Consider the following 11,920-nt stretch of genomic DNA (forward strand, 5'->3'; position numbering starts at 1 on the left):
GAACCATAATGGCTGAAAGAAAAAGAAAAAAAAAGGCCCGCAAACCAATTAGAGCGGAATGCCCAGGCTGTGCTTGCGGCTATGTGGGGCACATGACTGCCGACGAGCTGAAAGAAAGAGCAGCCCATGATGATGTGGACCTGGCATGCCCGGCATGCGGCCTCATCCATTTAAGCCGGGAAGAGATAGAAGAGTTGGAGCAGCAACGGGTGGTTGACTCACCACGTTATCAGGAAATCATAAATGAAGCTGAGGCCGCCCGATAACCGCCGCTGCTTGTTTTTCCCTGCACCGGTTTTGATCCTGCTTCCCAACATTACAAAATAACCAGATCTGAAAGAATGGCTCATGCAGACAGCTGATAAAAGCACCCAAACCCTTGCCATTCACATCAACGGTATTGTTCAAGGTGTAGGATTTCGCCCTTTTGTCTACAAACTGGCCACCTCACTAAAGCTGGCGGGCACTGTTTCCAACGCTGGAGATGGTGTGCATATCATAGCAACGGGGAGCACCTCCAGCCTACTTGATTTCACCCAAAGAGTGCAGCTGGAAGCACCTCCCATGGCTGACATCAGCTCGATTGCGACCGAGGAGCTAACAGCACCCTGTGACCACAATCAATTTATCATTATTGACAGCCGGCACCAGAGTGCGGCCACGGTCCCGATAACCCCGGACATTGCCATCTGCAGTGACTGTCTCCAGGAAATAAGCGATCCTGAAAATCGCCGCTGGGGTTATCCTTTTACAAACTGTACCAACTGTGGTCCACGCTTTACCATTATTGAAAAAATCCCTTATGATCGCCCATACACTTCCATGCGCCATTTTCCCATGTGCGCCCAATGCGAGCAAGAGTACAATGATCCTCTTGACCGCCGCTTCCACGCGCAACCTAATGCCTGCCCGACCTGCGGGCCGCAACTCAGCTGGCACGACCGAAACGGCCTGGAGATAACGACTGAAGACTGCATCGGCTCTGCCGCACAGTCCCTTGCAGAGGGCAGGATTGTTGCCATAAAAGGATTAGGTGGCTTTCACCTGGCTGCCGACGCAACATCAAATGAAGCTGTAGTCCTTTTGCGTTTAAGAAAAAAGAGGCCTGCAAAACCTTTTGCCATAATGGTTAGGAATCAGGAAAAAGCACGGCTTTTCTGCTCCATATCAGACAAGGAAAGCAACCTGCTCACTTCTCCTCAGCACCCAATCGTGCTTCTAGACAAAAAAAGCAATCATCACCTTGCTGACAACCTCGCCGACGGTCTAGGCATGCTGGGGGTTATGCTTGCCTACACGCCACTCCATGCATTACTCCTTGACCACCCCGCAGCACCCGATGCATTGGTAATGACAAGCGGTAATGCCACAGATGAACCGATTTGTACCCAAAACCAGGAAGCCCTCCACCGACTGCAGAACTTTGCTGATTACTTCCTGCTCCATAACCGAAATATTGTCACCAGGGTCGATGACTCTATAGCCAGAGTAATAGGAGGCAAGGCGCGCCTTTTACGTCGTGGACGTGGCTACACCCCGGTACCTGTTGCGGTTGCACAAACATCCGACATGCTTGCCTGTGGTGCGGAAATGAAAAATACCTTCTGCATCATTCGCAACAATGAAGCCTACCTCAGTCAACACATAGGGGAGCTTTCCCATCTTGAATGTTTTGATTTTTACACGGAAAGCATCAGCCATCTACAGACCATCCTCGAATGCACCCCCCAGAAAGTTGCCTGCGATCTCCATCCTGATTACCCCAGCACTCGCTATGCTAATCGACTCCAAGTGAACTGCACCCCTGTCCAGCACCACCACGCCCATACCGGCGCTGTAATGGCAGAACATGGAATTGAGCAGCCGGTATTGAGTGTAATCCTTGACGGCACCGGATTTGGTGATGATAGTACCATTTTCGGAGGAGAGATCTACATCGCAGACAGAAAAGGATACCAACGAAAAGGACGTCTTTCCCATCTGCCGTTACCTGGTGGAGATAAAGCCGCCCAGGAGCCTTGGCGGATGGCACTTGCCCTGCTGTTTCAGCATTTCGGCCGACAGGGGCTCAACCAGCAGACCTTGCCCCACTGGCTGCAAACAGTGAGTACATATAAACGCGAAACCATCGGCCAAATGCTTGAAAAAGGCATCAACAGCCCCCTCACTTCGAGCTGCGGGCGACTCTTTGATGCTGTTGCGGCATTGACAGGCACCTGCCTGGAAGCAACCTACGAGGGCGAGGCGGCGATGCTGCTTGAACAACAGGCACAATTATTTGCTACCGAGCAGAGAGCGCAAAACAGGGAGCCGGGCACCGGCTACAGCCCGGTCCCGGCAAACGCTCAAGACATGGTGATACTTGACAGCCTTCCGCTGGCACAATGGATACTGGATGATCTCAACCAGAAAGTTTCTCCGCAAGAAATAGCTTATCGCTTCCACTGGTGGCTTATCGACGGCATCGGTATGCTGGTTGAAAAAGTTCGCAAAAAGTATAAAATAAATACAATCGTCCTTTGCGGAGGCTCCATGCAAAATAAAATATTGCTTGAAGGGCTCGACACGACCTTGCGTGAAAAAGAATTTACGGTCTACAGCGGTGAAAAGATTCCTGTCAACGACGGCGGCATAGCCCTTGGCCAGGCATACATTGCCGGTGCCCCTTGAGCAGAAAAGCTTGCGAAACCGGCATTGCCGCTCTCTGCCCGAATTGCTCATGAGAAACCCGGGCTAGACAGTCCAACGCAGACGGAACGATTAAAAACCATGAGGAAGGAGTAAAAACAATGTGCCTAGCTATACCGATGCAAGTCGTAGAACTCAAAGGGAAAGAGGATGATTTTCTCGATCCCCTTGTGGCCCTGGTGAATGCAGATGGCATTCAAAAAGAGATCCGCCTGGAAATGGCTGATCGCCCACCAAAGATAGGTGAATATGTGATCATCCATGCCGGATTCGCTATCCATACCCTCACCGAACAAGAGGCACAGGTCAATCTCGACCTGATGCGCCAGATGGCAGAAGGCCTTGAGAGAGAAGGACGACTTCCCGGACCAGCCTCATGAAATGCGCTGACGAGTTCAGAAGCCGGGATATAACAGGGCCACTGCTTGCAGAACTCAACAACTGCCTGTCCAGGCCAGTAAGAATTATGGAGGTGTGCGGCACTCACACCATGTCGATTTTCAGGCACGGCATTCGCTCTCTGCTGCCCGAAGGGATCACCTTGCTTTCCGGTCCGGGATGTCCGGTCTGTGTCACCCCGGCAAGCCATATTGACGCCTTTATTCGGGCTGCAGAGCTACCGGATGTGATAGTTGCCACTTTTGGCGACCTTATAAGGGTCCCGGGAAGTAAAAATTCTCTTGCTGCTGCGCGTGCAGAAGGCGCCAGAGTCGAGATAGTGTATTCTCCCATGGATGCCCTAGAACTGGCTCGCAAAGAAAACAACAAAAAAATAGTTTTTCCGGCGATCGGGTTTGAAACCACAGTTCCAACCATAGCGGCGACAATCCTGGCGGCAGAACAACAGCAAATAGATAACTTTTTTATTATCAGTGCCGGCAAAACCATGCCTCAGCCCTTGGAACTGCTCATGTCGGATCCGGAACTGGAAGTTGATGGACTCCTTTGTCCCGGCCACGTCAGCGCGATCATCGGCGCCAATGCATACCTGCCGCTTGCAGAAAAATATAGCTTAAGCTGCGCAGTAGCCGGTTTTGAACCGGCCGACATACTCGCCGGGCTCCTCAGTATCATCAAGCAAATAGAGAATGGCCAACCGCAGGTTGATAACTGTTACACCCGCGTTGTATCCGATCAGGGAAACATCAAAGCCCAGGGACTCATCAACAGGGTTTTTACCCCTGAGGACAGCGAGTGGCGCGGCCTGGGTCTTATTCCGGGAAGTGGCTTGAAATTACAAGAAGAATTTGCCGGATTCGATGCACTCAAGGAACTCGCCATCCCCATTGAAGCGACAGAAGATCCTAAAGGCTGCAAATGTGGAGATATCCTGAAGGGACTGATATTGCCGCCCGACTGCCCTCTCTATGGGAAACGTTGCACTCCTCTTCATCCTGTTGGTCCCTGCATGGTCTCCAACGAAGGAACCTGTGCAGCTTATCATCGATACAGTGAAAAAAGGTAACCCGAGCAAAACGAAATCTATGCGAACAAAAACAACAGTAAGCCTTGACCACGGAAGCGGAGGCCTTGCCAGCCAGAACCTGATCAGCAACCTGTTCCTGAAGTACCTTACAAGCCCGGCCCTGCATGAACTTGAGGACTGTGCTGTTCTTGATGAGCATCATGGCAAGATCGCCATGACCACAGACAGCTATGTAGTTGACCCGCTTTTTTTCCCTGGGGGCAACATTGGCGAGCTGGCAATCAACGGCACCATAAACGACCTGGCAATGCGCGGGGCGCGTCCTGTAGCACTGAGCCTGGGCTTGATCATTGAAGAAGGTTTTTCCATGGAAAGCCTGGAGCAGATCATCCAATCTGTTGCCGAAGCTTCCAATGCTGCAAATGTAGCCGTCGTGACCGGAGACACAAAAGTGGTTCCTAAAGGCAAAGCTGATGGAATATTCATTAACACCAGCGGTGTGGGAATCGTCTCCCATCGCTGCAATATTTCAGGCACCCAGGCCAAATGGGGGGATACCGTTATCATTTCCGGATCCATTGCCGATCATGGTATTACTATAATGAGCAGCCAGGCCGGGATAGCAATCGGCGGCGATATTAAAAGTGATACCCAATCGCTCCACGATCTAGTTGCAGCAATCCTTGAAGAGGCACCATGCGCGACCCACGTGATGCGCGACCCGACGAGGGGCGGGGTTGCCACAACCCTGTGCGAGATAGCGTCTGCATCAAAAGTGGAAATCACTCTTGAGCAAGATCAGCTCCCGATCAAGGCATCGGTCAACGCGGCATGTGAGCTCATCGGCCTAGATCCTCTCTATCTGGCCAATGAAGGGAAATGCCTGGTCATTTGCGATTCTGCTCAAGCAGAGAAAATACTGCAGACTATGCGCCAATTCCCACAAGGCAGAGAAGCTGCGATCATAGGGTCTGTTACCGGCAAAGCTGAACAAGGTAGAGTAACCCTGACCACCACCATAGGCGGCAAACGACTGCTTGAACCCCTTACCGGCGAGCCACTTCCACGAATATGCTGATTTTAGCTTTTAACAGACACCAATCACCACACCATGCATGAACTTTCTCTTGCCCAAAATCTGCTTGACCAGCTGCTGCAGCTGTCGAAGCAGCATGATGCGAAAATCGTAACCAAGGCAACAGTCATCATCGGTCCCTTTTCAGGCATTGTGGTAGAATCCTTTGCCTTTGGCTTTAATGCCATAAAACAGGATCACCCACCTACGGCTACTGCAGATCTCATACTGGAGACACCTGCACCTGAATATATTTGTCTTGACTGCAATACCATTAACACCGGCGATGCAGGAACGACCAATGAACACCCAAAAGCAGTTTACGAAACCATCAACGACAAGCTCTGCTCTGCATGCGGATCATCCCGTCTTTCGCCCAGTGGAGGCACCGAGCTTATATTAAAACAACTTGAAATGGAGTAATTACGATGTGCGATGTATGCGGCTGCCAACTACATGACCACCATCATTCCGACAGTAAAATTGTTGAAGTCAACCAAAGCCTGTTGGAAGCAAACCAAAAGCAGGCAGCATCCAATAAAACCCACATTGAAAAAATGGGCGCCATAGCTATCAACCTTATTTCCAGCCCCGGGTCAGGGAAAACGACCCTGCTGGAACGTACCATTGATGAGCTGGGTGACAGTGTGAAAATAGGTGTAATCGAGGGTGACATTGAAACAGAGCGCGATGCTGACAGAATTCGGGCTAAAGGTGTCCCTGCCGTTCAGTTAACCACCGGTGGTGCCTGTCATCTGGACGCCCCCATGGTACACGGCGGCCTCCACGTTCTGGAACATTTTGGCAAAGGAAAGGGATTTGACATTATTTTTATTGAAAATGTGGGTAACCTGGTCTGCCCGGCCACCTTTGACCTGGGCGAACACCACCGAGCCATTCTTCTCTCTGTCCCCGAAGGATCAGACAAGCCGGTTAAATACCCGACTACGTTTAAAGGAGCAGACCTCTTTATGATCACCAAGACCGACCTGCTTCAACATTTTGATTTTGACGTTGAGGAGGCGAAAAGCGAAGCCTTAAAAATTCAGCCGGACCTGGACATACTTTGTTTTTCTTCGACAACCGGCGAAGGTTTTGACCAATGGATTACTTACCTGAAAAACCTGCTTTCTGCATAGCAGTATCCTCGCTTCAACAGATGGTCGCAGAGAATCTCCCCGATCCTCGACCATCTGTTTATCTTGTCAAGACCATTCCCAGCATCAATGCCATCTCAACATCCCTTCCCCCTTCATAGCTCTGCCAACAGAGTTCCCAGCCAAGTGTCGTACATAGGGCGCTCACATTAACCCCTAATCCGGAAACCGAAGACCTTGCCCTGTCTGGAAACCGACAAGGCTGATCGGCCTGCAACACCCTGCATGCTTGGTCATCAGGACAAAACAGTTCCTTGCACGACCCTGCGGCTATCCCCTGTGCCTGAGAAAAACCAAAGGAAACTGCAGCTAACTCTGTTGCAGCTGCAATCTCATGAATATCTTTCGCCACCTCCACTCGACCGTTGCCTGCAAGCATATCAGCAGCCACATCCCTGGTAAAAACCAATACCCATTCATATCTATTAAGGACTGAGCGAAAACTACTCGGCGACATAACATGCGGCGGGCATCCAGGTGCACGGCCATAACTTGGACAACGGGGGGACGATTGACACATGGAAGCAAATCGTTCCTCCACAACCACTTTGGACGAAGGCAGCCAGAGGGCCCTGCTTGCCCCACGTTCAATCGAAAAATCCAACAGTTTCTGTCTTTGGTTTACCGCTTGAAGCACCTTCACCTTCACCCCACATTACCAATAAATACTGGTACCTAGCAGACAACCCCAGGCATTCTACTCAGACCTGCACCGTCTGCTCATCACACAAAAAGAACAAAAGAGGCAAATTTAACTATGCAAACTGTGCATAGTATGCTAAATAAATAATCAACAGACGCACACATCGATATTCTTCCTGTAACTCCCATTTACAATCGATAGCGTATGAAATTCGGCTTAGTTACCAGAGCAGGACGATACCTTTTGGATTACAGCTGTTGTATACCTGTGACGCTCTTTCCAGAAATATCACTCAAAACTCCTTACACCCCTTTTCCTGCTCTGGTAGTTAACCGATTTTTATCCGACCTGCTTCCTTGCGCTTCAAGCTCGACCTCATAATCCCTCTAAATTACGCCAATCTTACCTGACAAGAAAACATTCAGCCAATATTAATACTAATGTCCCTTGAGCACCTTGTCATTTCCCGAAAAAATTCGTAATTCATATCGATGCTGTTAAAAGGAATCAGATATACAATGAACTAAATGCTCACCCAAGGCCAGTCCAGGCGGTGCCATCTTCTTTAGTGTTTTGGTAGCAAAAATAGATAACGCAGACCTTGCCGACATTGGTCATGGGTCGCGTGTGCTATGGATGCCGCACCATTCCCAGGTTTAGATCCATAAATTGCCACATGCCGTCAGCTTGATATCGAACATGATTACTATATTTCCAGATACTGTGGGCGGATTCATAGAGCTGTGCGGTACCCTGCCCTATATAAAAAATAAAGCGCTGAGACCCAACAGCATCAGCCGGCGCCTGATACACCGACTCGTTCTGTAAGAACATCGTGGATTTGGATAACGGGACAACGTTCTCCACGCGCCCCTGCTTAAAAAAGGGCTGATAGAACAAAGACTTCCAATCATCCGTAAGTTTCGAGTATTCATACTTCCACTTGCTGACTGCAGCGTTGGACTCATTCTTTACGCGAAAATCTGCTATTTCGGTTGAAATGCTGTTCGACTCAGAGTACGAGGCGGATAGTTCAGCCGTCATCTCAGGGGTCTTCGCGACCTTGCCTCCCACTTTACCGCCGATACTCCACCCGGTTGTCTTGGTGTAGGTAGAAGTATTGTTGGGCGTCTCTGGTGATATCGCTCTTCGGGTCCAGCCATTGGGTAGAGTGATCGAATTGATATCCCAGGTATATGACCCTCCGGGATAAAGCATCACCAAGCCATGTGCTGTGAAATAGGCTCTGTTTTGAATCCGGTCGGCTGCCATTTTGGTCACACCAACTGCCGTGCCACGAGACGTAATCTTAATTATTTTTGACCTTACCGGCTCCACAACCGCTGCCAACTCGATATCGAAAGCACCGAAAATTGTATTGGTACCCTTAGGGTTACTCGCCGGGTGCCACGTTTTTTGGGCAAAAATAACCGTGCCGCTAGCCTGTGATGCATTGATATTGCTCACTTGAACGTGCTCCTCACGCGCTAAGCTGGTACGGAAATTGAGCCCATCAATTGCCTTGGCAACCATCTGAGATTCTGAAAGCCGCTCCTCCACAATTTCTTCACGATCCTCCCGCTGATCTGCCTCCGGTTCCTCCGGCTCCGGTCGCTGCCCGCTTGCCATTGCGAGAGCTTGACTCGGCGACACACCGGTATCGATCATATCCGGCTCAGGCTCAGGCATTGGCCCGTCCTGTTCGCCAAAAACGATAATGTCCTGCGCGCGCCCCGCATCCCTGGCTTTTAAAACGGCTGTCACCCCATCGACACCGAACAAAGCAAACTCAGCCATTGTCTCGCTCTTCGTATTCCTGAACACAACAGAGGCCTGATTATTGATTCCAGTGCCAATGACCTCCCTATATTCCTTCGATATTTCCTCACTGAGATCTGCAACAATTACCGACTCCTCTCCGGCGTGTTTTGGTGTCACTTCCGACGCAATTGTGAGATCCATTTTTTTGGCAAGTTCTCGAGCGAAGTTATCGTCTTTTCCCAAATTAATTATCATGTTCAATCTCCTCTCATTTTACAACTATTCAACGAAGATCTGAAAGCTGTCTATCTATCCGGAACTGTAACTGTCCAACAGTGCTCCAAATGTTCGAAAGCTGAACGATTTAGCAGATAAGCCCCGACTTCGACACATCGGTATGCTGCACGGGCCGATCGTGAAAAGTTGGGGTGCGGCTGAACAGTTAGGTCATATTTACCAGCAGAAACCAACCATGACAGTCCCTTTCCCTGTATACTGTATGTTCAATTTCCATGAAGACAACGCCCTTCTATCTCCATTCGAACTGACAATATCTATAAAGAGCGCCTTGCGGAAAAGATTCTTTCCCCTAACTCGGATTTCTCATCAATAAAGTTTTTCGCAGGGCAAGGCACAGGCCGCGCAGCAGGTAAGCGCAGACTCCGATAGTAAACTACCGCAAGTGGTTTGTAACGCAGACCCTGCGGAAAAATCTATTGATCCGAAGGGGGTACTTTTTGATTGAAAACGAAAAACATACTGTTAATTGGGCAATTAATTTTTAAGAAATAATATCAATCAGTTGAGTTTAAAGTCAAAAAATTCATGAGAAATTCGGGCAAAACGGTGCGCAAACACTGCGGCCGAGTTTTACAAAAATCACCGAATGCTCACAATAGGAGGTATACAAGCAACAGAAACAGCTGAAGGTCGGAGAAATAATCTAGAAAATAAAGAACCAAGTGCATATGCATCTACATTGAGGTTGCATATTAATCGGAAACCATCAATGTGCCAGGCTGCCCGGGGCGACGTTTGTACTGTCCAGCAACAAGGGCGGTCCGTTGGTTATCATTCAAGAGTACCGTGAAAAAAAGGATAGCTTAAAAAGGGACTTTTTTTCAAGGGCAGGTAAAGCATGACGCAGAGGCGTGGCGGAAATTGTACCACAGCATATACTTGATATCGGAGTCCGGCCTACCGCCGAGCATAGTTTTTTAGGATGTAACGAAAATGTAAATGGATGAGCAATTTTTCAGAATAGCCTTTAAAAATACCCAATGCCTTGTGCGGCCTTCCTGTGTCACAACCATTCCACTGCATCCGGTTTTAATTTAAGGGTTACCGCATCACCTATGGCCAGCCGTAATTGCGCGTATTCATCAACCGGCAAAAGTACGGTAACCATCACCCCGGCATTCACAATCAAGCGTACTTTCTCCCCTTCCGCCATCATCAGATTGATAGTGCCGAAAAGCACACCTCGCCTTTGTTGGACCTGTTGCCCTCCCTGAACGAGTTTAATCTTGTCAGGATTTAAATAAACCCTATAGTCACGCCCCTCTGCCTCTGGAACAAAACCAGGCAAACTAAAAGGAATTTTTTGCTGCAACAGACAAATCTTTTGCCCTTTCCCTTTACTTTCCAAGGAACAGGAAAAAATATTTTCATAGCTCGTATCAACCAGTTCTCCTTTTTCAAGGACAACTGTTTCATCGGCAAGCCCTGCTGCCTGCAGGCGATCATGGGAGGTAAAGAGAATAGTGCATCGTGTCTCCAGGTTGACCCTGGTCAGCAGGGCGCGAATAACTGCCTGATTTTCGACATCAACGTTTGCTGTCGGTTCATCGCACAACATCACCTCCGGAGAGAGAGCCAGCGCCCTGGCAAGCGCCAACCTTTGTGTTTCTCCACCAGATAGCTCGGCAGCAGATGCACCCCTGTAGGCAGCCAGATCGACCATATCAAGGGCTTCATCAATTACCGCCTGCCGACGCTCTTTTGTCATCCCTCGAATTTTGAGACCAAACTCAATATTCTTAAACACCGTAGTCGTGAACATTATCGGGTACTGGTCAACCATCACCACCCGCCTGCGCAGCTTATGCAGTTCCGTCCGTCCAAAAAAAACAGACTGACCAGCAAACACAACCTGGCCTGAAGCTGGAGCTTCAAGAAAGGAGAGGATGTTAAACAGGGTTGTTTTTCCAGCACCATTGGCGCCGAGCAGACCATATATTTTCCCGGATTCAATCTCCAGTTTCTTGATATTTAAGACGGTCTTGCCATTATACTGCTGCGTTACCTGCTGAAGCTCATACTGTATCAAAGACGACCTCTTCCCTGAACAAAATTAAACAAGACATTCATGATAAGACTTATACTCATCAGCACCAAACCAAGAGCGACGGCCAGAGTAAAAGACCCTTTATCATACTCCAGGGCCATTGCAGTGGTCATGGTTCGCGTAAATCCCTTTATGTTCCCACCCAACATCATGGAAATCCCTATCTCGGAGACAACCCTTCCAAAAGCCGAAATAACAGCTGCGCAGATACCGAACTGTGCTTCCCGCAAAATAACAAGTACGGTTTGCAGGGAATTGGCGCCCAAGGTTTTGGCAGTCTTGGAATACCGCTCATCAATGCGGCTGACAGCAGCAATGGTTAAGGCAGCGATTAACGGAGTAATGAGAAAAACCTGACCGACTATGATGGCGTTCTGGGTATACAGTAAATCAAATACACCAAACACACCTCGCCTGGATATAAAAGCATAAACAAACAACCCAATAACAACGGTGGGCATGGCGAGCATGGTGTTAAGCAAGGTAATAACCATTCTTTTGCCTTTAATATTGCCATAGGCAATAAAAAATCCCAATGGTATGCCGCCCACTGCCGCCACAAGGGTTGAGATGCAACTCACCCGAAGCGAGACCCTTACCACCTGAAAGAGCTCAGGATCCAGGGTTACCACCAGGCTGATTGCGGAAAGGAAACTATCTATAAAAAAAGACATAAGAGGTTAAATTGTATACTCTCAATAGAGGAAGACTGTGCTGTAAAAACTTCAATCTACGGTGTTCCATACTTTTTCGCAGCACCGAACACGCACAAGCCTGTACACCTGAAAAAACTCTGTTACGTACCTCTTTTTGAGGCAGTCAT

At 49.0% G+C, this 11,920-nt stretch carries 11 protein-coding genes; 7 read left to right on the forward strand and 4 right to left on the reverse strand.

What is annotated here, in order from left to right:
* Nucleotides 1–8: 8 nt before the first annotated feature.
* The 7 genes from ACHZCY_RS05985 (at nucleotide 9) to hypB (ending at nucleotide 6,328) form a co-directional block, all read left to right on the forward strand.
* The gene (locus ACHZCY_RS05985; RefSeq protein WP_205224049.1) at nucleotides 9–266 is read left to right on the forward strand and encodes a hypothetical protein; all 258 of its coding nucleotides are present in this window, start codon (nucleotides 9–11) and stop codon (nucleotides 264–266) included.
* Between the two features lie 82 nt (nucleotides 267–348).
* On the forward strand, nucleotides 349–2,670 hold the full coding sequence (hypF, locus tag ACHZCY_RS05990; protein ID WP_319548182.1) for a carbamoyltransferase HypF: 2,322 nt from the start codon (nucleotides 349–351) through the stop codon (nucleotides 2,668–2,670).
* Nucleotides 2,671–2,789: 119 nt separating this feature from the next.
* Complete coding sequence (locus ACHZCY_RS05995; RefSeq protein WP_205224051.1) at nucleotides 2,790–3,068, forward strand: HypC/HybG/HupF family hydrogenase formation chaperone; 279 nt, start codon at nucleotides 2,790–2,792, stop codon at nucleotides 3,066–3,068.
* Nucleotides 3,065–4,153, forward strand: coding sequence for a hydrogenase formation protein HypD (gene hypD / locus ACHZCY_RS06000; RefSeq protein WP_205224052.1), 1,089 nt, complete (start codon nucleotides 3,065–3,067; stop codon nucleotides 4,151–4,153). Before ACHZCY_RS05995 ends, hypD begins: the two co-directional genes overlap by 4 nt.
* Nucleotides 4,154–4,172: 19 nt before the next feature.
* On the forward strand, nucleotides 4,173–5,192 hold the full coding sequence (gene hypE, locus ACHZCY_RS06005) for a hydrogenase expression/formation protein HypE (protein ID WP_205224053.1): 1,020 nt from the start codon (nucleotides 4,173–4,175) through the stop codon (nucleotides 5,190–5,192).
* 33 nt (nucleotides 5,193–5,225) lie between these two features.
* On the forward strand, nucleotides 5,226–5,612 hold the full coding sequence (locus ACHZCY_RS06010) for a hydrogenase maturation nickel metallochaperone HypA/HybF (protein WP_205224054.1): 387 nt from the start codon (nucleotides 5,226–5,228) through the stop codon (nucleotides 5,610–5,612).
* Nucleotides 5,613–5,617: 5 nt separating this feature from the next.
* Nucleotides 5,618–6,328: a hydrogenase nickel incorporation protein HypB gene (gene hypB, locus ACHZCY_RS06015; protein ID WP_319548183.1), complete on the forward strand. Its 711-nt coding sequence runs from the start codon at nucleotides 5,618–5,620 to the stop codon at nucleotides 6,326–6,328.
* A 58-nt stretch (nucleotides 6,329–6,386) separates the two neighbouring features.
* On the opposite strand, the gene ACHZCY_RS06020 is transcribed toward hypB, so the two are convergent.
* The 4 genes from ACHZCY_RS06020 to ACHZCY_RS06035 all read right to left on the reverse strand — a co-directional run bounded on the left by ACHZCY_RS06020 (nucleotide 6,387) and on the right by ACHZCY_RS06035 (nucleotide 11,771).
* The gene (locus ACHZCY_RS06020; protein WP_319548184.1) at nucleotides 6,387–6,989 is read right to left on the reverse strand and encodes a DUF2284 domain-containing protein; all 603 of its coding nucleotides are present in this window, start codon (nucleotides 6,987–6,989) and stop codon (nucleotides 6,387–6,389) included.
* Nucleotides 6,990–7,619: 630 nt separating this feature from the next.
* Nucleotides 7,620–9,005, reverse strand: a complete 1,386-nt coding sequence (locus ACHZCY_RS06025) for a leukocidin family pore-forming toxin (RefSeq protein ID WP_319548185.1) — start codon at nucleotides 9,003–9,005, stop codon at nucleotides 7,620–7,622.
* A 1,048-nt stretch (nucleotides 9,006–10,053) separates the two neighbouring features.
* Complete coding sequence (locus ACHZCY_RS06030; RefSeq protein ID WP_205224058.1) at nucleotides 10,054–11,079, reverse strand: energy-coupling factor ABC transporter ATP-binding protein; 1,026 nt, start codon at nucleotides 11,077–11,079, stop codon at nucleotides 10,054–10,056.
* Nucleotides 11,076–11,771, reverse strand: coding sequence for an ABC transporter permease (locus tag ACHZCY_RS06035; protein ID WP_205224059.1), 696 nt, complete (start codon nucleotides 11,769–11,771; stop codon nucleotides 11,076–11,078). Before ACHZCY_RS06035 ends, ACHZCY_RS06030 begins: the two co-directional genes overlap by 4 nt.
* Nucleotides 11,772–11,920 lie beyond the last annotated feature (149 nt).

The sequence above is a fragment of the Desulfogranum marinum genome, from assembly GCF_963675105.2.
Lineage (GTDB): Bacteria > Desulfobacterota > Desulfobulbia > Desulfobulbales > Desulfobulbaceae > Desulfogranum > Desulfogranum marinum.